26 protein-coding genes, 1 tRNA gene and 1 pseudogene are annotated in these 23,254 nt (G+C 55.3%); 16 read left to right on the top strand and 12 right to left on the bottom strand.

Annotated elements, in window-relative coordinates:
• From NDI85_RS21055 to NDI85_RS21040, 4 genes and pseudogenes are all read left to right on the top strand, one after another.
• Nucleotides 1-659: pseudogene (locus tag NDI85_RS21055) on the top strand (TROVE domain-containing protein); the annotation flags it as partial.
• Between the two features lie 27 nt (nucleotides 660-686).
• Nucleotides 687-759: transfer RNA gene (locus NDI85_RS21050), tRNA-Gly, on the top strand.
• A 15-nt stretch (nucleotides 760-774) separates the two neighbouring features.
• Nucleotides 775-1,113: a hypothetical protein gene (locus tag NDI85_RS21045; protein WP_310916920.1), complete on the top strand. Its 339-nt coding sequence runs from the start codon at nucleotides 775-777 to the stop codon at nucleotides 1,111-1,113.
• Between the two features lie 160 nt (nucleotides 1,114-1,273).
• The gene (locus NDI85_RS21040) at nucleotides 1,274-2,224 is read left to right on the top strand and encodes a MarR family transcriptional regulator (RefSeq protein ID WP_310916919.1); all 951 of its coding nucleotides are present in this window, start codon (nucleotides 1,274-1,276) and stop codon (nucleotides 2,222-2,224) included.
• Between the two features lie 67 nt (nucleotides 2,225-2,291).
• Here the strand turns inward: NDI85_RS21040 and NDI85_RS21035 are convergent, their stop codons facing one another.
• Nucleotides 2,292-2,681, bottom strand: a complete 390-nt coding sequence (locus NDI85_RS21035) for a hypothetical protein (protein ID WP_248898450.1) — start codon at nucleotides 2,679-2,681, stop codon at nucleotides 2,292-2,294.
• Nucleotides 2,674-3,540, bottom strand: coding sequence for a ParA family protein (locus NDI85_RS21030; protein WP_310916918.1), 867 nt, complete (start codon nucleotides 3,538-3,540; stop codon nucleotides 2,674-2,676). The genes NDI85_RS21035 and NDI85_RS21030 overlap by 8 nt, the downstream gene beginning before the upstream one ends.
• A gap of 277 nt (nucleotides 3,541-3,817) precedes the next feature.
• On the opposite strand from NDI85_RS21030, the gene NDI85_RS21025 reads away from it, so the two are divergent.
• Together NDI85_RS21025 and NDI85_RS21020 are read left to right on the top strand one after the other, a co-directional pair.
• The gene (locus NDI85_RS21025; protein ID WP_310916917.1) at nucleotides 3,818-5,044 is read left to right on the top strand and encodes a hypothetical protein; all 1,227 of its coding nucleotides are present in this window, start codon (nucleotides 3,818-3,820) and stop codon (nucleotides 5,042-5,044) included.
• 97 nt (nucleotides 5,045-5,141) lie between these two features.
• Nucleotides 5,142-5,909 (top strand): hypothetical protein, encoded by a 768-nt coding sequence (locus tag NDI85_RS21020; RefSeq protein ID WP_310916916.1) that lies wholly within the window; start codon nucleotides 5,142-5,144, stop codon nucleotides 5,907-5,909.
• A 356-nt stretch (nucleotides 5,910-6,265) separates the two neighbouring features.
• Here NDI85_RS21020 and NDI85_RS21015 read toward each other — a convergent pair whose 3' ends face one another.
• The gene (locus NDI85_RS21015; protein ID WP_310916915.1) at nucleotides 6,266-7,672 is read right to left on the bottom strand and encodes an ATP-binding protein; all 1,407 of its coding nucleotides are present in this window, start codon (nucleotides 7,670-7,672) and stop codon (nucleotides 6,266-6,268) included.
• A 261-nt stretch (nucleotides 7,673-7,933) separates the two neighbouring features.
• Between NDI85_RS21015 and NDI85_RS21010 the strand changes: the two genes are divergently transcribed.
• Nucleotides 7,934-8,413 carry a winged helix-turn-helix domain-containing protein gene (locus NDI85_RS21010; RefSeq protein ID WP_310916914.1) on the top strand — a complete coding sequence of 160 codons (480 nt, stop codon included), beginning with the start codon at nucleotides 7,934-7,936 and terminating at the stop codon, nucleotides 8,411-8,413.
• A gap of 222 nt (nucleotides 8,414-8,635) precedes the next feature.
• Here the strand turns inward: NDI85_RS21010 and NDI85_RS21005 are convergent, their stop codons facing one another.
• Together NDI85_RS21005 and NDI85_RS21000 are read right to left on the bottom strand one after the other, a co-directional pair.
• A complete protein-coding gene (locus NDI85_RS21005) occupies nucleotides 8,636-9,085 on the bottom strand; it encodes a winged helix-turn-helix domain-containing protein (protein ID WP_310916913.1) in 450 nt (149 codons plus the stop codon).
• A gap of 114 nt (nucleotides 9,086-9,199) precedes the next feature.
• Nucleotides 9,200-9,538, bottom strand: a complete 339-nt coding sequence (locus NDI85_RS21000) for a DUF6788 family protein (RefSeq protein WP_310916912.1) — start codon at nucleotides 9,536-9,538, stop codon at nucleotides 9,200-9,202.
• Nucleotides 9,539-10,340: 802 nt separating this feature from the next.
• Between NDI85_RS21000 and NDI85_RS20995 the strand changes: the two genes are divergently transcribed.
• Nucleotides 10,341-11,597 (top strand): orc1/cdc6 family replication initiation protein, encoded by a 1,257-nt coding sequence (locus NDI85_RS20995; RefSeq protein ID WP_310916911.1) that lies wholly within the window; start codon nucleotides 10,341-10,343, stop codon nucleotides 11,595-11,597.
• Between the two features lie 1,125 nt (nucleotides 11,598-12,722).
• Here the strand turns inward: NDI85_RS20995 and NDI85_RS20990 are convergent.
• Nucleotides 12,723-13,133 (bottom strand): transcriptional regulator, encoded by a 411-nt coding sequence (locus NDI85_RS20990; protein WP_251331554.1) that lies wholly within the window; start codon nucleotides 13,131-13,133, stop codon nucleotides 12,723-12,725.
• A 98-nt stretch (nucleotides 13,134-13,231) separates the two neighbouring features.
• On the opposite strand from NDI85_RS20990, the gene NDI85_RS20985 reads away from it, so the two are divergent.
• A complete protein-coding gene (locus tag NDI85_RS20985) occupies nucleotides 13,232-13,852 on the top strand; it encodes a hypothetical protein (RefSeq protein ID WP_310916910.1) in 621 nt (206 codons plus the stop codon).
• A gap of 75 nt (nucleotides 13,853-13,927) precedes the next feature.
• Here NDI85_RS20985 and NDI85_RS20980 read toward each other — a convergent pair whose 3' ends face one another.
• A complete protein-coding gene (locus NDI85_RS20980) occupies nucleotides 13,928-14,503 on the bottom strand; it encodes a hypothetical protein (protein ID WP_310916909.1) in 576 nt (191 codons plus the stop codon).
• Between the two features lie 163 nt (nucleotides 14,504-14,666).
• Between NDI85_RS20980 and NDI85_RS20975 the strand changes: the two genes are divergently transcribed.
• Nucleotides 14,667-14,963, top strand: coding sequence for a hypothetical protein (locus tag NDI85_RS20975; protein WP_310916908.1), 297 nt, complete (start codon nucleotides 14,667-14,669; stop codon nucleotides 14,961-14,963).
• Nucleotides 14,964-15,144: 181 nt separating this feature from the next.
• Nucleotides 15,145-15,813, top strand: coding sequence for a helix-turn-helix domain-containing protein (locus tag NDI85_RS20970; RefSeq protein WP_310916907.1), 669 nt, complete (start codon nucleotides 15,145-15,147; stop codon nucleotides 15,811-15,813).
• A gap of 174 nt (nucleotides 15,814-15,987) precedes the next feature.
• Here NDI85_RS20970 and NDI85_RS20965 read toward each other — a convergent pair whose 3' ends face one another.
• The 4 genes from NDI85_RS20965 to NDI85_RS20950 all read right to left on the bottom strand — a co-directional run bounded on the left by NDI85_RS20965 (nucleotide 15,988) and on the right by NDI85_RS20950 (nucleotide 20,005).
• Entirely contained in the window at nucleotides 15,988-16,863 is an 876-nt protein-coding gene (locus NDI85_RS20965; protein WP_310916906.1) for a hypothetical protein, read from the bottom strand.
• Nucleotides 16,864-16,926: 63 nt separating this feature from the next.
• A complete protein-coding gene (locus NDI85_RS20960; RefSeq protein ID WP_310916905.1) occupies nucleotides 16,927-17,757 on the bottom strand; it encodes a type IV toxin-antitoxin system AbiEi family antitoxin in 831 nt (276 codons plus the stop codon).
• 244 nt (nucleotides 17,758-18,001) lie between these two features.
• Nucleotides 18,002-18,814, bottom strand: a complete 813-nt coding sequence (locus NDI85_RS20955; RefSeq protein ID WP_310916904.1) for a hypothetical protein — start codon at nucleotides 18,812-18,814, stop codon at nucleotides 18,002-18,004.
• Between the two features lie 144 nt (nucleotides 18,815-18,958).
• Nucleotides 18,959-20,005, bottom strand: a complete 1,047-nt coding sequence (locus NDI85_RS20950; RefSeq protein WP_310916903.1) for a hydrolase — start codon at nucleotides 20,003-20,005, stop codon at nucleotides 18,959-18,961.
• Nucleotides 20,006-20,106: 101 nt separating this feature from the next.
• Between NDI85_RS20950 and NDI85_RS20945 the strand changes: the two genes are divergently transcribed.
• From NDI85_RS20945 to NDI85_RS20925, 5 genes are all read left to right on the top strand, one after another.
• On the top strand, nucleotides 20,107-20,988 hold the full coding sequence (locus NDI85_RS20945) for an MBL fold metallo-hydrolase (protein ID WP_310916902.1): 882 nt from the start codon (nucleotides 20,107-20,109) through the stop codon (nucleotides 20,986-20,988).
• Between the two features lie 64 nt (nucleotides 20,989-21,052).
• On the top strand, nucleotides 21,053-21,343 hold the full coding sequence (locus NDI85_RS20940; protein WP_310916901.1) for a hypothetical protein: 291 nt from the start codon (nucleotides 21,053-21,055) through the stop codon (nucleotides 21,341-21,343).
• A 94-nt stretch (nucleotides 21,344-21,437) separates the two neighbouring features.
• Nucleotides 21,438-22,130 carry a hypothetical protein gene (locus NDI85_RS20935; protein WP_310916900.1) on the top strand — a complete coding sequence of 231 codons (693 nt, stop codon included), beginning with the start codon at nucleotides 21,438-21,440 and terminating at the stop codon, nucleotides 22,128-22,130.
• Nucleotides 22,131-22,186: 56 nt separating this feature from the next.
• On the top strand, nucleotides 22,187-22,516 hold the full coding sequence (locus tag NDI85_RS20930) for a hypothetical protein (RefSeq protein WP_310916899.1): 330 nt from the start codon (nucleotides 22,187-22,189) through the stop codon (nucleotides 22,514-22,516).
• A gap of 78 nt (nucleotides 22,517-22,594) precedes the next feature.
• A complete protein-coding gene (locus NDI85_RS20925; RefSeq protein ID WP_310916898.1) occupies nucleotides 22,595-22,825 on the top strand; it encodes a hypothetical protein in 231 nt (76 codons plus the stop codon).
• Between the two features lie 14 nt (nucleotides 22,826-22,839).
• Here the strand turns inward: NDI85_RS20925 and NDI85_RS20920 are convergent, their stop codons facing one another.
• Nucleotides 22,840-23,112: a hypothetical protein gene (locus NDI85_RS20920; RefSeq protein ID WP_310916897.1), complete on the bottom strand. Its 273-nt coding sequence runs from the start codon at nucleotides 23,110-23,112 to the stop codon at nucleotides 22,840-22,842.
• Nucleotides 23,113-23,254 lie beyond the last annotated feature (142 nt).

The following is a 23,254-nucleotide window of genomic DNA, read 5'->3' as shown; positions in this document are numbered from 1 at the left end:
AAGACGCGGATGTCCAGGTACCGACGGTCGAGCAGTGGCTCGAAGACGCAATTGATGTCGCGGTCGAGACGGTGCCTGGCGGATTCGGCGATACCTTTGTCGCGGTCGACCTGTCGGGATCGATGGATCAGCCGCTGTCCGCGAACAGCACGCTTCGACTGAAGGAGATCGGTGCGTTGTTCGGTGCGATGCTGGCCGACCAGGGTGCTGACGTCGGCGGATTCGGCGACGACTTCCAGACCGTTCCGATGCACGTCGACACGCCAGTCCTGCAGCGCCAAGCGGCGGTGTTGGCGATCGACGAGGACGTCGGGAACTCGACGAACGGCTGGAAGGCGATCAAGCACCTCCACGACCGAGGGGATGCTGTTGAACGGATCGTCGTCTTCACCGATATGCAGATCTGGGACAACACGCCGTTCACGGCCCGCGATTCCCAGACGGTCAAAGACACGTTCGATGCGTATCGGGACGAGGTGTCTGCGAACACCGCGCTGTATCTCGTCGATCTCGCGGCCTACGGCGACCTGGTGACGCCAGAAGGCTACGAGAACGTCTACAACATCTCGGGGTGGTCGGAGAACGTCCTCTCGTTCATCGAACACGCCGAGAAGCCGAAGCAGGTCATCGATGAAATCGAGGCGTTCGAGCCGACCTAGCCCTGTTCGGATCTTTTCTTTGAGGATGCGCGAGTGGTGGAATTCGGAAACACGCGGTCGTGCCACGACCGAGACGGGCGTTCGAATCGTCCCTCGCGCACTCGGAGCACAGCTCGTGGACCAACCAGCCCGTGAGGTGCTCCTCTACGGAGATGATAGAATGGCTGTAACCAATACCAATGACTCAGCTTCGACGACAACTGCTGTCGTGACGATCCGCGTTCCCTGCGGCGCAGACGGTGATCTCGTCACCGATGCCGAGGAGCGCCTCTCACGGGTGGAAGACGTGAATGCGGTCACGATTGACGAGCTCCACAGTATCGATCCGAAGCTTTCGGCCACGATCATCACGGTCAAAATCACGCTTCACTGGACGGCGACGGTGACGGATGAAGAGCTCAGCGACCGACTTGCCGAGGTCTCCGGCCTGGAGTCAATCCAGTGGGCCAAATGAGTCCGTCGGCAGAGTCCCTCCTCAACTTCTAGCCTGTGTTTAGTAGGGAATGTGACAAGCTATAGAAATTCATATAGGTATACCTAAAGGCCAATTATGGCTCAATTTTGTAAACTAATATCCAGTACCACTTATAAGTGTACAGTAGTATTGTTTCACAGTGCTCTCGAAGGGCGAATTCACGATCGTCGACGCACTCATCACGGGCGGTGAAGCGACTCCTGAAGAGCTCGCAACAGACACAGGGTATACACGCGACCACATCTACCACCTCCTCAACGAGCTGATCGACGCCGGGCTCCTTCGTGAAACGCGCCGACATCACAACCAGCGAGTGGTCCAGATCACAGAGCACCCCGTTATCGAGCAATATCGTCAGCTCACAGCGGAATTCAGTCACGTCGACTGGCCGGAGCTACTCACTCCCGCGACGATGCGCATCTGTTGGTATCTCGATGAACCACGCCGTATCACATCAATTGCGGACAGGCTGGAGATCTCTCGACAAAGCGTCCACAAGGCGTTATCGCCACTGAAGAACCGAGCGCTGTTGTCCCCAGCTGGCCCGGAATACGCACTCAGTGACAGCATTCAACCACTATTGGAATTCATCCAGGCAGTCGTGGTTCACGATCACCGAAATCGTGCTCGAAACCTCGCTCCCAGCACCACGGTCGAATGGTGTGACCCTCACCGAGCGCTCATTCGTGTCCAGGAACGGCACGATACAGAGTCGCTCTACGCGGCCGAAGAGTGGGAAGTAACCGGACTAGCCCGGTTCGAGCAGTTCGGGTTACAGTTCTTCCTCGCCGGAGAGCCCGCGTTCTGGTATGCCCCAGAAGAGACGCTGACGCCGGCCGAGATCGTCTGCCATACCCTTGTCCTCGACAGCGGATCGCGACGAGTGAGTTACTCCCTCCTACTGATCGAGGCAGAAGCAATCACCCAAGAGGAGCTTATGGACGTCGCAACGTGGTACGGGTTAGGGGATACTATCTCAGAGATGTATCGGTACCTAGCCGGAGAAAACGAGCCAGCAGCGGAAGATGGAATTCACTTGCCGCGTCGAACGGAGTACGAAGCACTCAAAGAACAGTACGGAGTGGCTTAGTGACCATCTTAGTGGGAAAACTGGAACTATCCTATAGGAATAGCTATTGCTAAAACTATAGCAGAATCTACAGACCTTTTGTCGCCTGTTTCCGGGCCGCTTCGCGAACCGCTTCGAACTCCTTGGGAGCGGCTTCCTGGAATCCAAGGCGGAGGGCAAGGCGGAGGATTTCACTCCGGTCAACGTCACCCTCCTCGATGTCTAGCTGGCGCTGAAGCGCGTGGCCGACTTCCTCCAAGCGGTCAGGATTCTCTTCAAGCGCACGAATGAACGCCGCAAGAGGCCCGTCCCACACGCTGATGGTCTTCTGTTTGTCGCCGGCGTCGATGGCCTCCAACTCATCGAGGATGTCCTCGACGAGATCACGCTTTGCGTCTTCGGCAGCTGCCTCTTCGATTCGGTCACCGTGGGACGTCTGTTCGCGAAGGGCCGCAAGATCGTCGTCGTCTTCAGCCATGGTGTTCACCTCCGAGCCGTTCGACAAGCGTTTCAGCGGCAGCGAGATACGCCTCACGGGCCCGGCGTGCTGTCGTCGACGGCTCTTCGAGCGCAAACGCAGTCTGGCCGCGGTCCGCAGCGTTCCGAATGTCTTGCGAATACGGGACGTAGTCGGGCGCGATAGCGTCCGGATACTCCGACTCGAACGCGTCCAAGTACTCCTCGGCGAGATTCGTTCGGGTATCGACCTTGTTCGGAAGTACGAGCGCGAGATCGATGTCGACGGCGAAATTGTCGGCGATTTTCCCGAGGTCGCGACGGAGGGCATCGGCCTGCTCGGCCTCGAACGGCCCCATCTCGACGGGCGTGATGACGTGGCGGGCGGCCCACAATCCGTTGTACGCGACGTTGTTCGTCATCCCCGGAAGGTCGACCAAGACGACGTCATAGCCGAGCGGGTCGACGTACTCGTCGAGGAACTGTTCGAGACGACTATAGCGCTCACGCGCATCGTCGATATTCCCGAGTTCAGCGTCAAGTGTGTCGAGGCCGGGATGGGCCGGGATTAGATCCGGACCTTCGTCGGTGGGGACGACGAGATCAGCCAGAGTATCGTCGCCCAGCTTCTCAGCGATCGTTCCCCAGGCATCATCAAAGACCGTACTGATGTTCGGCCATGCCTCGTCGGCCTCAATCCGCGCCTGGTAATCGCCCCAAACGCCGAAGTGCTTCGCGAGATCGCCCTGCTTCCCAGCGAGGTCAATAAGTAAGACCTCGTGACCGAGCTCCTCGAGGGCGACGCCGAGGTGGGCGACGGTCGTCGTCTTTCCGGTGCCGCCTTTGTCGAGGAACGCGGCGGCGCGCAGTGTATCGTTCATTGTGGTATCCCTATAGCATCTCCTATAGTGAAGCCTGTAGTCTTAAAACCACGTCAGACAGACGGTTTCTCTAGGCTATAGGAAATCATATAGGTATTCCAAGCGGATCGATTGCCGTGTGTCTACACCAACGAATGGTTCTACATCCCGCAGAGTCTTCGGCTCCAGTGGTTATACAAACCAGGCAGGCAAGGAATTGATACGGAGATGAGCGACCGGAGGCGGTCACAGGTGTGAACTACCTCTCGAACCCGGATTTCTTTAAGTGGGAAGTGGGATGAGCGGGTCATCAAGCGGTCCGCCGAAACGGGAGCAACAACGCCAGTTCGTGGCAAACACCCTGGAACGACGGCTCGACGAACACCCCGCCTGGCCAGCCAATATCTTCAAATTAGAACTCGAGGGCGCAGAGATCTACCAAGACCGCACTGGTGAAATCCTGAGCGATCTGCTCGACAACGGAGAGGTCGGCAAGACGAAAATCCCCCTAGGTGGGTCCGACATACCATTTGTTACCCGTCCAGAAGACCCACCACCGGAACCAGATGATGAAATTCGAGCAGCGACACGAGAGTTCAATCAGTTTTTGCGTGAGAGCTCAGATTTCGCTGAACTCACGGCCTACGTAGCACTCTGCAAGGTCTACGACGAGATCGGAGCGGACATCACCGCGATGGACGTTCTCCCGAAAGGAGAGCGACCGCATCGACTGAACGGGATCGACAACGAGCTCGACGGCTTCATGCAGCTGCGTAACGAGTACATCCCGGTCGAAGTGTACAACGGAGCCGATTATCTTTCAGTCAGCGGAAAATACCAGCAGCTCTGCGACTACTCGATCGACGAACAGCCGATGAGTAACCCACTCTTGATCAATCGACGAGCAGACACCGATATCAAAAGTAGAGTTCGGGCAGAGCTGAATGGGATGGTGATTGACACGGACGTAATCCTCGGGTGTGAAGAAACTCACCCAGATCTCGAGGCAGTCCTGGATCTGTTCAATCTCGGTGGAATTGTACAGCTGCTTCCCCCATTGACGACCGACAGCGGTACAGACCTCGTAGGCGCTGACTATGACAACGCAGTAACGAACAATCCGGGCCTGATTCGACCACCGGCTGAACTAGCTGTGGCTGCCGATACGCTTCCTGATCAATACGTACGACGGATTCGCGGAGGAGTCCAACTCTTCTACGTCAATTCGTTCTATCGGAGCGCATCCGAGCGGACTGAGTGGGAAGCCAGCTTGGTGCTACAGGAGATTTACAACCTACTGCTTCGGATCGGCGGGATGACTCGACCGGTCGCTCTCGACATGGGCTGGGACGAGTTCACGGACTCATATGGGAACGTCAAAAGTGCAAACCAACGACAGGGAATGATCCTCGACCAGACTCGAGATTACATCCAACAGCTTCTCGAGGAGCGGGTTCTCGTCGAGCAAAATGACCAACTCCATGCTCGAAGAGCGACCCACCCGCAACAGACGTTCTCTTTCTAGCAGAGTGGCTCCGGCTGTAGATTCCTACTGAAACTCAATAGGTTTGAACGTCGTTCCGTGTGGTCATTTTTTATCAATCAGAGGAGAGTCCCCTCATATGGATATTAGAAGCCCGCTCGAGGAAGTTGCCCGGGAGTATTCGACCGTGCCACTGGAGTTCAACAATGAGAATGATGTCCAGGCACGTCTTTACGAGACCACACGTGAATATCTCCAAGAGAAAAACAATCTCTCAACGACGATCTCGAAGGGGTTTGATATTCAACTCGATGGGGCCCCCCCGCTATACACCGGCGATTATCATGCCCGTCTCGAAACATCGGCCAGACAACAGACGCTGAGCCGTGTGCGTACCGAGTTGCCTATTTGGCATCCCCTCGGTGATATGATTTCGGATGAACGGCCGATTCCTAGTGACGACGGGATAGAGATACTTGATTTAGCTATTCTTCGGTCGCCAATCGACCGACCAGTACACATAGAGAACGGGAAACATCGCATCGAAATCGAGATGGTCGACGCGGCTGTCGAAATCAAACACCCGCGCAATCAAACCGCCATGCCGTCAAACAAGCGGGGCTCGTTAGATGACTTGTCCAGCGATGAAATCAGAGAGGTCGTGAATCTTGAGCGACCGGGAATTAAGGCGGATTTGGAGGAGCTGGAAGACGTGGGGGAGAACTATGCAACGACAGTATATTTCGTTTTGACTTCACAATACGACATTCTGCGACGCGGTTCATATACAAATGAGCGACACCAGCGACTCGCAGATGCCGCCGTTGAGAAGATATCGGAGATGTGTGATGTGACCTCAGTACTCTACAGTTATCCCCAGGGTTGGGAGTGGATTGTGGAAAACTGAAACGACACTTAACTCTCATCCCCTGCTTCCCACTCCGGACGTGGTGTCGGGGATGGGAGTTCGTCAACCACAGGTCGGAGTTCGTCCTCTGTCGTCCACGGGAAGCACCGTTCGTGGAGTTCGAATTTACGGAACTTGTTGAGATGGATCCAACTGTACGTTGCCGACTCTTCGTCCTCATCTCCCCGGTCGTCGATCACATCCCAAACATCCTGCTCGTCGATGTCGAGACCGCTCTCTTGGGCGCGATCAACGAGCGACTCGACGTTTGCTTGGACTTCATCCGCGACAAATCGTCTGCGAACACTATCTCGAGAGCGGCCTGAATGATATGCCCTTTCGATTCAAGATTCGAATCAGTCACTCTCGAGGATGGCAACGATATCGGGAAGATCGAAGAGCCGGAGGTCATCACGCTCGTCTGCAGCTTCCTCGACAGAGCGTTTGAAGCCAGACCGGCTGAACAGGGCGAATTCATAGGTCGGATCATCACCTCCCTTGGGTGTCCAGTCGATGTGCTCCACGTCGTCTTCGAGATTCGAAAGCACATCATAGCTGAGGGGGGTGCTGGTGAATTTCGCTTCGCCAGCGATCAGCGTTGACTCGTCAGTTGGGGCGACGACATCTACCTCCCGGCCCTTGTACCACCACTGGCGTGGCACCTGTGTGAGCTGGTAGTCTGCATAGAGCGCCGGCACCGCCTGGTGACAGAGCGATTCGAACGTTTCGCTGACGAAGTCGGGCAATTCCGGTTCGATGAGATCCGCGTAGGCGTTGTCGCCGTAGAGTTCGTACTGCCCCCCGCGGCCGTAGAGATACCGGAAGTAAAACCGGAACACGGGGTCCCGAATCTGGTATCGCGTCCGCTTGCTGCGTGCCGGGTCGGCGAGTGCTGGATGGTGTTTCTCGATGATCTGGAGCGTTTCCAGCCGGTCGAAGTAGTACGACGTGTTGGTACTCTCGATGCCGGCTCCCTGGGCGATCTCGTTTCGACTGCGGTTCCCGCTGGCCATCGATTCCAGTACGGAAAAGTACGTGTTCACCTCGTTGAGTTCCATCTGGAGGACGGTTTCAGGCTCGTCGTGGAGTGGGCCATCCGGGTCGCACAGCAGCCGCGTGATATTCTCCCCCAGGTTCTGTGATGGATCGAGTGGGCTGAGATATCGGGGTGTACCGCCGAAGACGCCATAAACGAACACCCGTTCTTCGGGATCGTACGTCGGCACGAACTCTTGGATGGAGCGAAACGGCAGCTGGGCGAGTTCGAGACGGCCATTCGGTGTCTGAGATACCCGGCCGTAGAGTGGCGCACCGCCATCGAGGACGTGGGTATGAATCATACCGATCGCAGAGCCTGTGAGTACGAGCGTCGCCTGACTCTCGTCGACAGCTGTATCCCACAGGTGTTGAATCACCGATGGAAGCCCCTCATTCGATTCGATGAGGTACGGAAATTCGTCGATGACGATGATGGCGTCTCTGTCGGTGAGGTACGTTAAGAGCGGTTCCCATTCCTCTTTGACGGCCGTGATGTCTGGATAGGTCGTCGCTGCTGCTTCGACGAATCGCCTGAGCTGTGTCGTCGCTGTTCCTTGGACTGCCTGATAGTACACAGCATCGTCGCGGTCGGCAATCGATTGGCGAACGAGCTCGCTCTTGCCGATCTGGCGGCGCCCATAGATAATGGCGAGCTCTGCAGCGTCGCTCTCGTAGAGGGCCTGCAACCGATCGAGTTCATCGAGACGATTGACGAACTGGTCCATACTCCCAGTCGTGGCGGGGAGAACATACGTGTTTCGAAGTTAGAGGTAGAACTATAATAGTCTGTACGATAATATTCTGAGCTCTAATATAGGAAGCCAATGATTCGACGAAGGCCAGAATGCGCCTGTGCGGGCGCAGAAAACTCAACCAACAGATCAGAAAATACCGCCCTTGCGTGGTTAATTAGTTAGAGCGAAGACAGTCGTCGATCACCCCTTACAGACCGAGAATTATTAGGCTAATTCCTCGTTCACTTACCTATGGACACCGGGGACGCGAATCCATTCGCAGAGCAACAGCGGTTATTTGAGCTTCTCTCGCAGGACACCCGACAGCTCATCGTCCAAGAACTCCTCGGCCACCCTGCCCACCTCATGTCTCTCGCGGAACTCGAGTACATGACGGGGAAGAACCGTGCGACAATCAAGAACCATCTCGACACGCTACGCGACGAAGACATCATCGTACAGTACATATTCGAGCCGAACAAGGAAACTCGGGGACTCCCAGCGCAGTTCTATGGGTTCACGGAGCGTGGTGTCGAAATCCTTCACGACTACAAATACCTCCGAGGGATCCCAGTTGCTCGAGCCCTCTATGAGAACACCCGGAAAACGGAGAAGATCCAGCGCCACGAAGCGGCGCCACGTCCGGACCTGCCGCCGGCTGTTGCGAAAGCACTCGAGTTTGACGAACCAGATCTCGACATCGACGACGTCGACGTCAGTACGGGTCGATAACTTGCCGACAATATAACGCGCTATCCGAGGTAGAATCCCTAAATGGTGTCCTATAGATTTTAATATAGGAGTGTCTATAGGAGAACCTATACAGGCGGATTAATCGGAGAGAACCCTTCAAACGAGGAGAACCGAGAGCGTTCGTTACCAGATTGTCGTCGTAGGACGAAACGAACATAGAGAGCACAGTAGCCAAGCTCAGCGTCTGACTCGTTTCTCGGCTTACTCGGTTGCGTGTCCCGGACGTGGCGCTTGTGCATACTTATCGATCTCGGGCGTGGTGTCCAGCCGCGCATACATATCCTGCAATGTCGCTTCGGCTCGCAAGAGGCCCGCCTCCGACAACAACGCTCGCCCCTCATCGGTCAGCCCGTAGAAGCGCCAGGGAAGATCACGCTGTCGACGGTCGTCGGGGAGCACCCGTTCCTCGACGATACCGTCCTCGATCAAGATCTCGAGATGCTCGCGGATCGTACTCTGGCTCTTACTGGGGTTCACGTAGCTGAGTTCCTTCAGTGAGGGAAGCTGCTTCGGATGGGACAGGATATTCTGAATCAAAACGAAGCGGGTCTCCTGAGTGACGGTGTTGAGACGCTGGCGCTGAGTTTCAACGGTGCTGTCTAGATCGGAGATCGTCCGTGGCGTATCCGAGTTCGAGGGATCAGATGGCATAGTAGGCGTTCGGAATCATAGGCCGACCGTTGATTCACGCGGAGCTATGACTGCCTGAATGTTAACTACTTTGGCGAGCACCGAATTGGTATAGACCAAGCCAAAAAGAGACGGTCACTCCGTGACCGGCCCTTTGTACTCCCAATCGAGACTGTCCCCCTGTCGACGAACGACGTACTTGTAGGGGCCATGCAGTGCCCCGGATTGGCACTTACAGTTGTCTTTGCCACAGCTGACTTTCTTGATCACCACGGTCCCACCACCCGATTCTTCGACAGCTTCGATCGATTCACCCTCGCCGGCGTCGATATCCTCAGCGGCGACATCCTGGCGGTACTCGAGGAGATCGTCGATCCAGTCCTGAAGAGCACGCAAGTCTGTGTCGTCCTGTTTCGGGACGCCCTCAGCAAGGTATTGCGGCAGCCCCTCTGGAGCTGGTGGGCGTGTCGGCATTGTCTTACCAAACAATAAGCCCTGTTAAGGAATAAATGTTTGGTAAGATTCGGAGATACCCTCCAACGTTTCCGAAGTAAACACCGCTGAGGTCAACGCTATCGTGTGATTATCGCGAGTTTAGTAGCAGCGGAAGAGATGGATTCATCGTCTGAGCTACCCCTCCGTCGGTTCCGGAGCTAATGGTTGTGACGCTGATCCAATCGTTCCGAAGGCTGATGTGACGTACACAGTGACGGCTGTCGTCCAGGGAGTCGCTGACCACGATGGAGACTTACACTCCCTGCCACGCAGTATGAACTGACTCGGAGCTGAGAGGTGCTCGAGGGGAGAAGCCGCAGGACAAATCGGAGAAGATAGAGTCCACGAACCCTCCACCGTTTCCGAAGCTTTTGCTGACGGCCAGTAACGCGAACCCTCACTCCACCATTTCCGGAGCTATCCACGTGAGAAGGAAGGGGGCCACGACAGAGACGGCATAGATTGCCGAGAAGACGATCCGCTCCACAAGTTCTGTCCTTCCACTCCAAACATTTCTTTTTCTAGAGTGTTGTTTTTGCGGTATTGCGGTTACTGTTTTTCGGTAAGTATCTTAGTTCTTTTGTCTTATATAGTGTCTCTGCTGAATGGAAGCCCCACGTCATTTCGATAGCTTCGGAAACAGTGGAGTGAGAGGGTGTTATAAAGAAACAGAGCTTCGGAACCGGTGGTGTGGCTATCTTTTTTAAACCACCGAGCTCCGGACGCTCCGGAAACTAAGGAAGCGGTGGTTTTATCATATCGTCCCGTGTGGCAGTCTATCATGGGGATGTTCCAACGAGACCGTCAGGTGTTCGCTGATGCCGAACCACTTGACGACTCCTATGAGCCCGAGGATATCCGGGAACGGGACGAGGAACTCGAAAAATATCAACGAGCCCTCCAGCCGATCATTGACAACCGCCCGACGTCGAACATCTTTCTGTACGGCAAGACGGGAACGGGGAAGACCGTCGCGACGAAGTTTATGCTGTCCCATCTCGAGAACGACGCGGCCGAGTACGACGACGTCGATCTCTCGACCGTCTGGGTCAGCTGCGAGAACCTCTCCTCGTCCTACCAGGTCGCCGTCGCCCTCGTCAACGAACTTCGCGAAAGCCAGGACAAGAACCGCATCAGCACCACCGGCTACTCTCAGCAACGCGTCTTCGACATCCTCTACGAGGAACTCGACGCGCTCGGCGGTACCGTCGTAATCGTCCTCGACGAAATCGACAACATCGGCCACTCCGACGACATCCTCTACGGGCTCCCACGAGCACGGTCGAACGGCTACGTCGACGACGTCCGCCCGGTGATCGTTGGCATCAGCAACGACTTCCAGTTCCGGGATAACCTTTCGCCGAAGGTCAAGGACACACTCGCCGAAAAAGAGATTCTCTTCCCCCCATACGACGCGAATCAGCTACGTTCGATTCTCAACCCACGTGCCGAGAAAGCGTTCCACGACGATGTCCTCGCCGAAGATGTCGTCCCGCTCTGTGCGGCGTTTGCCGCCCAAGACACGGGATCGGCCCGACAGGCGATCCGACTGCTCCGTGAGGCCGGCGAGCTCGCGCAAGCCGCCGATTCTGACACCGTGACCGAGGAGCACGTCCGGGACGCCCAGGACGAGCTCGAAAAGAACCAACTCTACGAGGGGATGCAGGAACTCACGACACAGGGACACGCCGTCCTCTGTGCGCTCGCGTACCACCAGGCGCTCGATGACGTCCCCATCCGCTCTCGCGATCTCTACGAACGATACGTGAAGATCTGCGACCGACTTGACGCCGACAGCGTGAGCGAGCGCCGTGTTCGCGACCACCTCTCGGATATGAATATGCTCGGGCTCATCAGCGTCTATGAACGGAATGAGGGGCTTTCGGCTGGGCGGTATCACGAGTATGAGCTTGACGTTCCGCTGAAAGCCGTGCTCGAGGTCCTCCTGTCGACGACTCGCTTCGAAGAACTCGCGAACATCATCGAGTCGACGGCCGACGATAACAACCTCCTCCAGTCGGATATCTCCGACTACTGAATCGGAGTTTCGTGTTTTCTAACGTGGTACTGAGTTCCTGAAAGCTCCGGAAACGACGGAGGGGGAGGATTGTCCTAAAACTCCGAAAATAGTAGAGTGAGAGCGTATACCACTAGGAATATCTTACCAAACAACTTGAACCAATAGTGCTGAGGAGTTTGGTAAGGCTAGTCGAGATGTATAGTGGAAGCTTCGGAAATGGTGGAGGGGTAGCAAAGCTTCGGAAACACCGGAGGGGGAGTCCTCATTTCGGTCAATTTGAAGCAGTACGTATAGAGACCGCAAGACAATCGACGTACGGGCTGGCCGTGTTGTATTCTGCTGAATAAGATGTCCGGGACGTCTTGTCGGAGATCTTTCGCGTGACGCTGAATGGGAGGTTCTAATAGAAATAGGCAGATCACACCCACACCACCGTTTCAGGAATTCACCCAGAGTAGAGAGTGGGCAAGTACCCAACGGCTAGCCAGCGTGTCTTGTACTGTATCGTGTGTTTGATCTAAAATCGACCGACTCCACCCTTTCCCACGGGAATTGCTGAAACGGTGGTGGGGGTCCCGAGGCCATTCGTAACTTCAGCTTCGAGTTACGCACTCAATCTGATTCTGGAGTGTAATGTTCTTCCAGCTAGATTAATTCCTGAAACAGTGGTGGGTGTCTCGCGGATCTGTCCGAACTCGTTCCTTCTGGCTCGGAACAGAATTCGTGAACTGACGGTGTCTCCTTGAAGATTTGTCTCCCCGATCTTCTGATCGACACTCTCGCCAAATTCGTGAAACAGTGGTGGGTGTGTCTTTCCAGATTGCCATCGATCTGTGGGAACCACACACCACTTTTGCAAGTGAAGACCGGAGATATACCGGCTTTATCTACGATTCTCAATCAGTTTCACTTGCAGCAGTGGTGTGTCTGCCGAGATACTCACCTTTGACTCTCATTTGACGCACTTCACTTGCGATAGTGGTGGGCCTCTCACTACGATTGCACAGAATCTTACCAAACAGACTGACTAGAGGAGACGTGATTTGTTAGGTAAGAATGCGAGCCGCTGATAAGCTTCTGAAACAGTCGGTATTGAATGGGAAGCCCGTCAAACGCGTGTGAACAGTAGCGATGGTATCGCGGCTAAGCGGTCGAACTGTCGTACATCTCTTCGAAGGCTTGCTCGCCACGGATCAACTCGTCGACGCCGTCAGTGAGCGTCACCTCTCCGAAGACGGTCGCTCGATAATACGTGTACAGGCCGTCCTGCCCGCGTTCCGTACGCTGGCGCTTCTCGACGAGGCCGACGTCGACGAGCTTGTTGAGATGGTAGTGGAGTGTACTGTCGTCGATGTCGAGTGCGTCCTCGAGTTCTTTCGGACTCATCTCGCCGCTGTGGACGAGTCGATAGAGGATCTCATAGCGGGTGCGGTGACCGACAGCCGCGTGCATATCGAGGTACTCCTCAAGGCTAAGAATGCTCTCCTCGGGGAGCAGATCTGCCGGATCGTCCGGGGCGTCGCCGTTAATCGTCCGCGTTTGATCCGTCGCCATCGTACGTCACGCTATGCGTCGGAGACGCTTAGTCGTTGTCAAGCCGAGAATTCTCGAAAACACCGTCTTTTATATATTCTTGCTGAATAGGACCGGCTATGCCCGTCGAAATCACGCGCGAGCTGATCGCTGACCGGCTCGGGCGTGTGACATACGACCGGTTTCTCTTCTATCTGATGGGGCCGTACAAGTCGTTCAACCTCAACTACGTCCTCAGCGAGGAGGACCGTCGCGAGATCGACGTCGACGATCTTCCTGGGCCGTTACGCCGGCTCTTCAGGAGCAAGGACGACCTCAACGCCGCACAGGGTCTCTTACGACGTGTACAAGGAGAACTTCGGACCGACCCCGGAGTGAATGCGTTTCTCGCGCTTGACGTCGACATCGACACAGACGATGTCGATGCGGTGACCCAGAGCATCGAGTACGCCCGGTGTAGCAACGCGACCGCGTTCGTAGTGCCGTTTCTTGGCCACAATTTTGGCGTCGGCGAAGAGGCTGGCAGTATTCTCGAAAACCTCGCGGCAACCCACGGGGAGCGGTTGATTTTCGTCCACGAGGATGACGTGACGAGTGCGATGATCCGGTCGGCGTCCGTCCGGTGGGATTTGCGTGTTGAAACCTACGAGACTGAGGACGAACTCGTGGCCAAACTACGGCGGTTCGCCGGCGGAATCATGCATCGCGAACGGCGAGGGGAACTCGATCAGCTGGAGTGAAAACGAATGGATCTTTGAAGCTATCTTACCAAATAGAGGTCCCTCAACCACGATACTGGTTTGGTACGACCTGACTTATTCGAGTGCGTCTCGAAAGGCGTCAGGGAGTAGCGATCCCGGCTTCTCAGCGTGAAACGCGACGTTTTCGTACGCCTGGTCAATGTGTTTCTGTACGGCCTCATTGTCGTGGTTCTCGGCCAGCGTCTCTAACTCGGTCAGCATCGTCTGGAGTTCGTCATCAGCGCCGACCAACTCTGCCGTCACGGCCAGCTCTTTGAGGGCCTTGACTGCGGCGCGTCGGACTCGTCCATCGTCGTCGATGAGAGCGTCCAGGTAGAACTCGCGAAGTCGGCGGCGGTGGGTTTCGATTTCCTCGAGTGTCCAGTCACCCGGTAATGCCTCATCAGTGAGTTCGGTGCCGACTGTTCGGAACGCAAGTCGTGGATACAGCGCGGCCGCAAAGCGAACGACAGACTGACGTTGATACCCATCACCACTCTTGTAGAGCTCGCGACACCGCTCGAAGCAGTCCTCGAAGAGAGCTGCTCGCTCCTCGAGATCCAGATCCTCGATCTCGTTGATCGCACGATTCACACGATCGGTGTCACCCGAGGCCAGTGCAGCAGCGAATGCGTCGGGTGTCTGGTCCATGCTCGTGTGTTCTCTACCGACCTGTGTAACTCCTCGGACTACGACCGGGAACGGATGGGTGGACATCTTTGTGGAATATTGACCTGGCTGAGAACCGTGTACTTCGCTCGTCTGGCCGCCACGGGACCGGGTATACTTGTACAGACAGGGAGTAGCAACTGCTATGGCGGACGACGATGAGCCGGTGCAACACTGTCGACTGGATACGGGTGTGGATATTCCGAATGCGCTCGAGGCAGCTGGGATCGAGTATCTCGACGTCGACGACACCCGGACGATTGTCATCTATCAGAGTGCCATTCTTATGGTCACGGCTACTGAAGGGGACGCATCGGCCGCCCAGGCGTTCGATGTCGCACTCTGGGAGCCGCCGGTGGAGGACGCTGATCGCGACCCTGTTGATCTCCTCACGACGTTTATAAACGACATAGTAGCTACCGTGGATGGATCTCGCCGGTGAAACACACCTGTGTTGGGTGGTTGAGGTTGGTTTGAGCATCTCAAAATTGGACTGTGCTGTTCGCTACAGCACGGGCGTCTCTTACCAAACAGACCTATGCCGGTGTGTTAGTCAAGATAAGCCTGTACAATAGCGAGTCTACTGCTATTTTAACTGTTACCGAAGTATTGGTAACTACCAGATGTACGAGGTACTCGACGACACGGCGGCGCAGATCGTCCTCGCCATCGAGAGTGGTGACTCCATCCGTCGTGTCGCCCAACACCTCCACACGCCGTACGAGACGGTGCGACAGGCCGTCAACCGGCTCGAAGACGCAGGCTATGTCCGCTATGACGACGGCCTTACTGTCGTCGACGAGCGCGTCCGCGACGCAGCCCGCGACCTCGTCGCTGCCAGCGCCGGCGTCAGTCCACCCTCCATTGAGGAGGCCTACATCATCCCACAGTTCAGTGACTGGCCGTTCGCGTTCACGCGGATCGACGCCGTCTACGTGTGGACTCAGGGCGGCTACCAGGTCGGTCGCGAGTCCGACGACTATCCGCTGTTCCTCGCTGTTCGTGAGCAGGACGTCGACGCCTGGGAGGTGTTTTTCGAGTGGTTCGACCTCCCGACCGCATTCGAACGACAGCCCCGAGACGAGTTGGACGGACCGCTGCAGATCGTCCTCGAGCCACGCGCGTCACTCGACATCGAGGACGTCGAGGGCTACCCGGTGATCCCGAGAGCCGAGACAATCGAGTATATGCGCGAGAACTACGCTCAGTTCCAGTCGGCGCTCGCGATGCTTGACCGGATGTACGAGGACCTCGATCTTGACGTTGCCTACCGTGAAACCGAGCGTACCTAGGCAGATACACAAATCGTGCGAGACTTTATACCTCGGCAGAGCCAAGATTCGTTTGACCAATGAGTCTGGACGACGCGGTTGAAGAAGCTCTCGCAACATACGGGATGTCGCGGAGCGAAGAGGCCGAGGAGACGGGCCGCACAGTCGCGACGCTCCAAGACTAGCGCACACCGCTTACTCGAGATTCCGGATTTTCTCTGCGAACTCCGTCTTCGATAGCCCAGAGGTTTCCATCAGCTCGGGGTTGTCGGTGCGTTCAACCGCCTCTTCGACGAATTCGACCCAGAGCTCCTCGTGCGCTGTTGCGTAGACTGTCTTCGCTTCTGCGGGATACATATCCAGATCGTATGCCGTCAGGTCGATCTGGACCTCGTGTTTCCGCTCAAGCGTTGTCGCTCCGAAGTCAGAGAGATGTTTGAGGAGCACATTCTTCCGACGAACCGTCAAGAGACGCTTTGACTCGTTAATATACTCGTTTACCCACTCCCGCCAGTCGTATGTCTCTGAGTCGATTTCCACGGAGGTCTCTGGCATCGAGAAATCAGGAGCAATCCGACGGAGGTAGAACTGAATCAGGGCAACAGCAGTCCGATGGTTCGCATTCGGAAGCGCGTGTTTGAGAATGAGATTTGAGGCGAGACGGCCTGCAACATCAGTCGCGTTGCCCTCCCACGACACTCGGTTGAGCGCGTCTGGGAGTGCATCGATGTCGATGCTCTTGTACGCTTCAACGGGAACTCCTTCTTCTTCCTCGTTCTGGGCTATGAGCGCTTGATAGATCTCGAGGAGCCGGGCAACGATAGTACCGTTGTCAGCACCCATCTCTGAGAGTGCCTCGCCAAGATCGAATTCGAGATCGCCGACGTCCCCACCACCAACGCGGGAGGTATAGATACCGAAGAACTCGTTGTCAAGATCGTACTTGCGAACCTTCACCGCCACGTCATCGTCGTACTCGACAATCCTGGCAACGATCTCCGATGGAGTGTCGTGGACATAATCAAGAGAGAACTGATTGTCGCCCGGATGGTGATAATAGACGTGGCCCATCTACCTGATTCGCTGTACTTGGAGGAGCATCTTAATTCACGTCCCCCTCGGATCGACCTGCCATCAGGATTCCATCGAATCGAGTCTCTCTCGATCGACGTTGATTCGGAGACGATACTCACTGTCGTAGCGTCCCTGCTCGCTTCGCGTTGGGTCGAGCAGCGAGTACCCGCTTGTGAATGACTCGAGGAACGTCTCACGCGTCGGGAGGTCGATATCCAGCTGGTCTGCGAGGTAGACGATCCGCTTGGTCGCAGCGCCGTTGTCGAGTCGTTGGAGATACTCACCGACCGTCGCCCACGAACAGTCCCGGTCGTCCGCGGCGACCATCGCCTGTGCGAGTTTCCGGATGCCACCACCGAACTCGGGATGGTCGGCACAGTCAACCAGCGTCTTTTCCACGTCTGCGACGTTCACGGCGGTACCCTCGATGGATGTCGACTCGTACCCGAAGAATTTGCGCTCGGTGACCGTCACGACGCGATAGGGGACGCTGTGGATCTCCCGACTCTGCGCCCGGGAGGGGGTGACGACGTACACCGTCCGGGGCACTTGTTCGGTCAGCCCGTGGTGGTCAAGGGCGGTGTAGTAGCCGACGTACATCGGATCGGCGACGTGCGAGGCGATGAGATACTCGTGCGTCGTATACAGACCCTCTTCACCGGCCGCGAGCGGGATGATGAGGTATCGACCGGGGAACAGTCGGTCCAGCCATCCTTTCTCAGTGAGCCGGGAGGCGATCTCTCGGGCGGTGTTCGGGGCGACCTCTAGGGTCGTCTCGATGTCGTCGACGGAGATGATCTGGTTGCCCGCGCTGGCGAGTCGTGAGAGGAGTCGGCTCTCACGGGTGGACAGTCCCTGTCGTGTATTTTGCGTGTCTTGTGAGTCGTTCATACCTGCATTTTAGACATAGAATATGAATAAGAGCGGGTTTTGAACGTTGCTCATCCGAAATTTGCTGGATAGAAGGCTCTCGCAAAAGAACCCGTCTCGTTTCAGGGGTCTTGAACCAGAGTCCGTCAGTATTGCTCGATGTCGATGACTTGTTTCGTCTCTTCGTGAGTGGAGTCCCATCTCCGGCGACGACTAGCGCATCTGGCTCGCGTCAAACCGTAGCGATCACCGCGTCGAGCACGATTTAGTCAGTCCGTTCTTCCGGTCGTTCGAGCATCGTATGTCGTGAACGACCGATGCCGTGTGTGGATAGATCGGTCCCTTCCTCGTCGAGTCTTAAGAGATAGCTCTTGAGCGCTTCTCGGTCGATATCCGGCTGTTCCTTAGGAATTCGTATGTCGCCTGAGTGTTGGCGCTCCACTACGGATGAAACGCGGTCCACTAACCAGTCTATATCACCCTCTACGAGCCGGTTTACTCGTTGCTTGAACGTGCTGTACGCGTCCGTCTGCTCCCCTTGCGATGTGAAGCGCAGCCCACACTCACAGGCGTTGACTGATTCTTTGAGCGTCTCCCAGTCATACACCAACGCATCCGGAACGGGGTACCGTCTACCGCCGTTGATCTTCGCTCTGATACCGGTTGGCCGTCCTGCAGAACACGCATTCTCCGGGACGTACACCAGTGACGTGTTTCTCCGAATCCCGAACACGTCGATGAAGACCGAGCGGGAAAGCGTATGCTCCACGTTCGTCGCGTCGACGACTTCGGGAAACACGAAGAAGGCCTGGTTGTACTCGTACAGGGAGGTCAGTGTACGCCACTGATCACGGTTTACCGAGAACCGGCGGTCTGAATCCGATTCGACGGTGTATGGCCGCTTGTATTGAAAGACGACGGATTTGAGCAACGGTAAGTTCGTGTCGTACCCCAAGATGTTCTCCATCTCCCGAGTTGGTGAGAGGGCTGCGGGCCCGGTGAACTCTTCTTCGAGATCCCCGAGCATATGGTGGGTGGCGTTGACAGTGAGGGTGTTCTCTGTCGGTATATCTGTCATATTCTATCGAATCCGTCTGTAGCTGAAAGTACTTCTGGAGGATACGATTTGAATGTCTTACCAAACAAATTCCCATATACCTGCTTGAATGTTTGGTAAGAAAAGCGGTACAAGACGTGTTTTCTGAATTTTGCTGGACTACGTTCAGTCGTCGGGGAGATCGAATATCCCGTCTGGTTCTGCCTTGTCGACAATAATCGAGTTTGGACGGGTACAAATCGCTTTGATGCGACCGTATTGGCGGGTCGACAGAATCTCTGTCTCGTCACTACATGCGGAGCGGTAGTTGTCGTAGGCGTCCTGATCGTCTTTCTTCCCGACACTCACGATCACGTACGCAGGATCCATCGCCTCTACTGCTTCTCTGTGAAAGCCATCCTTGCGACCGTGATGAGCGGCTTTCAGCACATGGACGTCTTCGAGCACTTCAGGCCCCCACTCCTCTAAGATTTCGTCCCATACATCCTCTTCAGCGTCTCCCGGGAGCAGGATTGAGCGTGTCCCGTGCTGGATTTTGAGGACGTAGCTGTAGTCGTTATATTCCGGATCTTCCAGCTCAGCATTCTGCTCATTAAGTTCCTGAACGAACTCCGGGGAGGGATGGAGGATTTCTATATTGTCGTGCTTCCAGTATTTCTTTTGTTGTCCTTGAGTCGGCTGGATATTGTCGTGGTTCGTGTCTCCCTCTCGAATGTCCTCGTAAAGTTCCCAATCTGCCCACTCGTAGACTTCGTACCAGTCATCTTCATCACGCTCGCGATTGTGATCGGTGTCCCAAAACACGCTAAATCCGATTTCTTCATCGAGTCGGTACAACCCCGATAGATGATCCATATCTGGATGAGTCGCGATGAAGCGCCAGATCTTGTGTGTCACCTCGTCAAAATTCTCGTTATAGTACTCGATTGGATCATTGAGGTACTCTTGAGCGTACTCTTCAGGGCTGATCTGACTTTTTTGCCGAACCCCAGATAAGCGGCTTTGCTGGTCGTCTTTCACCGGAAATTGAAGATAGTACTCCAGGCTGCTGATGTCGTCTTCCTCGACATGTTCCTTCTGCTCCGGCCAATCGTTGATATCGATAACCGATATTCGCCCCTCGTCCCGATGTTGATCACCAGGGTGCCGAACGATGGTGCAATCACCATGGTCAACGTTCAAAAAATGAACCTGGAGGTGATTATAGAGCACTAGATGTGAACATACACCAGCCCCGTATGTTTCTTTCGCGGTGGCAGTTCCTCTTCAGTTCTGTCCGAACTTCCTAAACGGGCGGCTAATCTAATACCAGTATGGCTGCTGTCGAGATCTACATTTGGGATGTCGAGCGGGGGGATGCGATTTTCATTAAGGGGCCAGAACGGAACGCAGTCATTGATCTGGGACAGCACGCGAACGGCTTTTCGCCCAGTCGCCACATCCATACACAGCACGGAATCGACTCGGTTGATTATCTAGTGCTCACGCATCCAGATGAAGATCACATCGAAGATCTCCCCGAGTTTTCATCGTACTTCTCACCCGAAGTGATTGCCCGTCGTGACGAAGCAGACGAGTACATCAGACGGCGGAAAAACGATCTCTATCCTGACCGCTCACACTATCAGTCAGTGACAGAAGCCTACCTAACACTCACTGATACGTACGATCGACGAGCAACCTTCTCACCGAGTGACCCCTCCTGGAATGGAGGTCTGACATTCACCCACCACATTCTTTCGTTAGAAGAGGCCGGAACGACACCGATCGGCGATTTAAGCGGAGGAGAGACGGTGAACCTGAACAATCTCAGCATCTTGACGGTGCTTGAATATGGATCGTTCAAGCTCGTCACTGCGGGCGATCTCGAACAGGAGGCGCTTGAAACCCTTCTGGAGCAGTCCTCCGTCCGTGATGACCTTCGCAATACGAATGTTCTCGTCGCCCCTCACCACGGCCGTGAAAGCAGTTATACACCGAAATTATTCCAGCATATGACGCCGGAGTTAGTCGCGATATCGGATGCGAAAGCCGGGTCGACGAATGCAAGCCAGAAATATAGTGCGCAAGCAACTGGCGCTACCGTCTCCCGACGATCAGGAACGAAAACAAATCGGAATGTTGTTACGACGCGGCAGGATGGCGTCATCTATCTCGGAATTGACGACGAAGAGTACCGTGTACGAATCGATTGACCGACTTCGATACTCGTGAATCTCGGCCAAGTATTTATAATGCGTTAGCCGCAAGTGTCAGCTAATGGTATCCACCTTCGACCCCGCCCAGAATGGTGGGATCGGCGACGGTCCCGAGTTTCGGACTACTGTCCCCACCACGAGGACTACCTCGAATGGACTATTCGACGATATTCAGGACTCCACAGCGACAACGTCGGAGCAGCAGTCTCAGCAACCCTCGTTGGGAGAGGCTATTGGGGGTGCGCTCGTCCTAGTCGGCGCAGCGTGGCTCGCTGGTGAGATCCTGGGAGAGATCTTTGGATCCGGGGCAGATCTGACTGCTGTCGAACAACAGATCCTCGCGTCGGCATAATTAGATCTTCGGTCGGGTGGATCTCTCAACATACTCCTTCAGTGGTGCATATGAGATGATATATGGGCTATCGGGCTGTCCGTAGTAACAGGCTATGGCTCTTGCGCGAAGCTTCCGAGCGCTGGGATTCTATGATGTCATCACGAATCTCGTTCCTGGCGCGCTCTGGATTGGCGCTCTCATTCTTTTACTCCCGGTTGACGAGCTGATACGGGGCCTTCCCAGTGGGGTAGTTGTCGGGGGATTTCTCACGCTCGCATACGTGACTGGCCATCTGCTTCAGGCGCTGGGTAGCTGGGCTGATTCACCCACGACCTTCGGTGATACACTTACCGCAATTCAAAATGAGACACCAGCGACGGCGCCGATTACGGTCACGCACATTGAAAACTCATTTTTGACGCTGTGTGAACAGCAGTTTGCACTTCCATCAGATTTCGAGCATTACGGGAAGCTCCTGAAGATGGTATTGAGTTATCTTGAGACAACACCCTATACGCGTGCCCTCCGGTTTCAGTCAGTCTATTCGTTTCATCGGAGTATGTGGGCCGCGTCTTGGTCTCTGCTTGTGGTGCTCGCCGTTCTAGGTGGTCTTAGCGCTCTGGGCCACTCGCTTCTCCCCTCAATTACCGTCACTGGTGGAGTTACTATCGCTGCACTTGTCGGCGTCGCTGTCTTTTGGAATCGCAAAAACAAGTTCGACAAAACCTTCGTGAAGTACCTGTTCATCGATTTTTATAATGCTCAGCAATCCACTGCATTCGGAAATTCTGGCCCCGGGAGCTGAGGCTTGATATCTGACTAGACGGCACTTTCACGTCTCCGGAGTCGGATATAGGAGATATGGACGCAGAGGAAGCGATTGAAACCGGGGGCTTGGCAGCGTTCTTTCTGTTTACTGCTCTGTTTCTCTCTACGATTGATTTCTCACTCGGCGGGTCGCCGAATACTGTAGAGACTGCCAACAAACTCTCACGTTTCCTCTATGCCGGCGTGATGACCGTTGCTCCGACATCTCAGCTGGCGATAGCTATTGACTTAGTTGCTGCTCTGATCGCTTCTGTGGGACTACTACAGGGTGCTAAAGAGTCCATCAAGGGCGGGGTCATCGGTGCTGCGTTTCTCTACTTTTTCATCGGCTTCCTGGTGAACTATGCGACAGCCCCGGTGTGATGGATAGTCGCTTGAAGGAACTATATCAAGGGCAGCATCAGTCGGACTTTTCCTTCTGGTACTGTCTACGACGAGGTAGTGACGGAGCTCGAGGTCGCCAACGTCGTCGGGGTGATTACCTACCAGCAGGAACTCGACCTCGCGGCGCTTGCTGAGACGTTCGACGAGCGAGACGAAATTACGGATGTCACCTACAAACCGGCTGACAACCACTGGTTACAGATGCGCTTTGCCCCCGACGACACGTACGTCGCCTTCCATCGGACCGGACTTAGGTGTGACTTACCGAGAACGGGTCAGAAAAATTAGAGAGGACTGAGAACTCAGTCGACGGTCGCTAGCACCCGGACATCTGTGTCCGAGTATCGTTCACGCTGAGTTCGAGCACCCCGTTCTTGCAGGAAGTTCTCGATTTCCTCGGCCAGCGTATCGGCGTCCTCTCTCTCGACGTGAACGATCAGCGTTGGCCGGTCTGGATCGTTATTGTCGATGACAAGCGATACGTCTTTGAATTCGTCCGGCTGTCTGTACGCCTCGAATTCCTCGGCGACCTGGTCAGCCAGGTCATCGAGAATATCCACTGGGTCTGAGGTCATATTTGGATGAGGGGCGCTTTGGAGACGATCACACCTGACGGGATTGGAGAGAATTCTATCGACTACTACCACCTCCGACAACCAGTTCGACAAGCAGGTGTTCAGAAGCGTCGTTCTACGAACCGCGAGAGACGTGTTTTCG

Source organism: Haloarcula sp. S1AR25-4, from assembly GCF_031624555.1.
GTDB classification, from domain to species: Archaea; Halobacteriota; Halobacteria; order Halobacteriales; family Haloarculaceae; genus Haloarcula; species Haloarcula pellucida.
The sequence above is the reverse complement of the archived record's forward strand: the minus strand, read 5'-3'. Positions and strand labels throughout refer to the sequence as shown.

Excerpts from the sequence above, each read along its gene's own strand:
- NDI85_RS20995 (WP_310916911.1), top strand. The coding sequence starts at position 10,341 with ATGGGGATGTTCCAACGAGACCGTCAGGTGTTCGCTGATGCCGAACCA.
- NDI85_RS20955 (WP_310916904.1), bottom strand. The coding sequence starts at position 18,814 with ATGACAGATATACCGACAGAGAACACCCTCACTGTCAACGCCACCCAC.
- NDI85_RS21015 (WP_310916915.1), bottom strand. The coding sequence starts at position 7,672 with ATGGACCAGTTCGTCAATCGTCTCGATGAACTCGATCGGTTGCAGGCC.
- NDI85_RS20975 (WP_310916908.1), top strand. The coding sequence starts at position 14,667 with ATGGCGGACGACGATGAGCCGGTGCAACACTGTCGACTGGATACGGGT.
- NDI85_RS21010 (WP_310916914.1), top strand. The coding sequence starts at position 7,934 with ATGGACACCGGGGACGCGAATCCATTCGCAGAGCAACAGCGGTTATTT.
- NDI85_RS20930 (WP_310916899.1), top strand. The coding sequence starts at position 22,187 with ATGGACGCAGAGGAAGCGATTGAAACCGGGGGCTTGGCAGCGTTCTTT.
- NDI85_RS21030 (WP_310916918.1), bottom strand. The coding sequence starts at position 3,540 with ATGAACGATACACTGCGCGCCGCCGCGTTCCTCGACAAAGGCGGCACC.
- NDI85_RS20965 (WP_310916906.1), bottom strand. The coding sequence starts at position 16,863 with ATGGGCCACGTCTATTATCACCATCCGGGCGACAATCAGTTCTCTCTT.
- NDI85_RS20960 (WP_310916905.1), bottom strand. The coding sequence starts at position 17,757 with ATGAACGACTCACAAGACACGCAAAATACACGACAGGGACTGTCCACC.
- NDI85_RS20985 (WP_310916910.1), top strand. The coding sequence starts at position 13,232 with ATGCCCGTCGAAATCACGCGCGAGCTGATCGCTGACCGGCTCGGGCGT.
- NDI85_RS20945 (WP_310916902.1), top strand. The coding sequence starts at position 20,107 with ATGGCTGCTGTCGAGATCTACATTTGGGATGTCGAGCGGGGGGATGCG.
- NDI85_RS20970 (WP_310916907.1), top strand. The coding sequence starts at position 15,145 with ATGTACGAGGTACTCGACGACACGGCGGCGCAGATCGTCCTCGCCATC.
- NDI85_RS20920 (WP_310916897.1), bottom strand. The coding sequence starts at position 23,112 with ATGACCTCAGACCCAGTGGATATTCTCGATGACCTGGCTGACCAGGTC.
- NDI85_RS21020 (WP_310916916.1), top strand. The coding sequence starts at position 5,142 with ATGGATATTAGAAGCCCGCTCGAGGAAGTTGCCCGGGAGTATTCGACC.
- NDI85_RS21025 (WP_310916917.1), top strand. The coding sequence starts at position 3,818 with ATGAGCGGGTCATCAAGCGGTCCGCCGAAACGGGAGCAACAACGCCAG.
- NDI85_RS21005 (WP_310916913.1), bottom strand. The coding sequence starts at position 9,085 with ATGCCATCTGATCCCTCGAACTCGGATACGCCACGGACGATCTCCGAT.
- NDI85_RS20990 (WP_251331554.1), bottom strand. The coding sequence starts at position 13,133 with ATGGCGACGGATCAAACGCGGACGATTAACGGCGACGCCCCGGACGAT.
- NDI85_RS21035 (WP_248898450.1), bottom strand. The coding sequence starts at position 2,681 with ATGGCTGAAGACGACGACGATCTTGCGGCCCTTCGCGAACAGACGTCC.
- NDI85_RS20980 (WP_310916909.1), bottom strand. The coding sequence starts at position 14,503 with ATGGACCAGACACCCGACGCATTCGCTGCTGCACTGGCCTCGGGTGAC.
- NDI85_RS20935 (WP_310916900.1), top strand. The coding sequence starts at position 21,438 with ATGGCTCTTGCGCGAAGCTTCCGAGCGCTGGGATTCTATGATGTCATC.
- NDI85_RS20940 (WP_310916901.1), top strand. The coding sequence starts at position 21,053 with ATGGTATCCACCTTCGACCCCGCCCAGAATGGTGGGATCGGCGACGGT.
- NDI85_RS21000 (WP_310916912.1), bottom strand. The coding sequence starts at position 9,538 with ATGCCGACACGCCCACCAGCTCCAGAGGGGCTGCCGCAATACCTTGCT.